This window comes from Demequina sp. NBRC 110055, assembly GCF_002090135.1.
In the GTDB taxonomy this organism is placed as follows: domain Bacteria; phylum Actinomycetota; class Actinomycetes; order Actinomycetales; family Demequinaceae; genus Demequina.
In genome coordinates this window covers 241,001-241,527 of sequence record NZ_BBRL01000006.1, presented here as the reverse complement: position 1 = coordinate 241,527, position 527 = coordinate 241,001, and the positions used below count along the sequence as shown (strand labels likewise).

The window sequence follows — 527 nt, the reverse complement described above, 5'->3', positions numbered from 1 at the left end:
CAACGAAGAGCCGCCCCGACGATGGGGCGGCTCTTCGCATTTCTAGGCACAATTGCATCGAGACGGGGCGCCCACTGCCCTCACCGAATGGAGCACCACCACCATGGCTGACGACGATAAGCGCGACGAGCGCGCGCGACGCGACGGGGACGACCGCAACCAGCGACCCGAACGTTCTCAGGGCGGGTACCGTCGCTACGAACGCGACGGTCGGCAGGGAGGTTCCTCCGCGAGCCGTGACGGTCAGCGTTCCGGAGGTTATCGCGGTGATCGTGGCAGTGACAGCCGTGGCGAGAGTCGCGGAGGTGCGTCGCGTCCGTCCGGCGACCGTGAAGGTTACCGTCGGTACGATCGGGACTCCCGCGACGGCGGAGAGCGGCGATCGGGCGGCTACCAGGGACGTCCTTCGGGCGACCGGGATGGTCAACGTTCCGGTGGCTACCAAGGCAACCGCTCCGACGGTCGCGATGGTGCGTCGCGTGGTGGTTACCAGGGCAACCGTGACGGTCAGCGTTCTGGTGGTTATC

General features: G+C 67.2%; 1 protein-coding gene. It reads left to right on the top strand.

Annotation, left to right across the window (positions count from 1 at the left end):
- Window positions 1-236 precede the first annotated feature (236 nt).
- The coding region (locus B7K24_RS13650; protein ID WP_234986629.1) for a hypothetical protein at window positions 237-527 on the top strand (291 nt) is incomplete at its 3' end.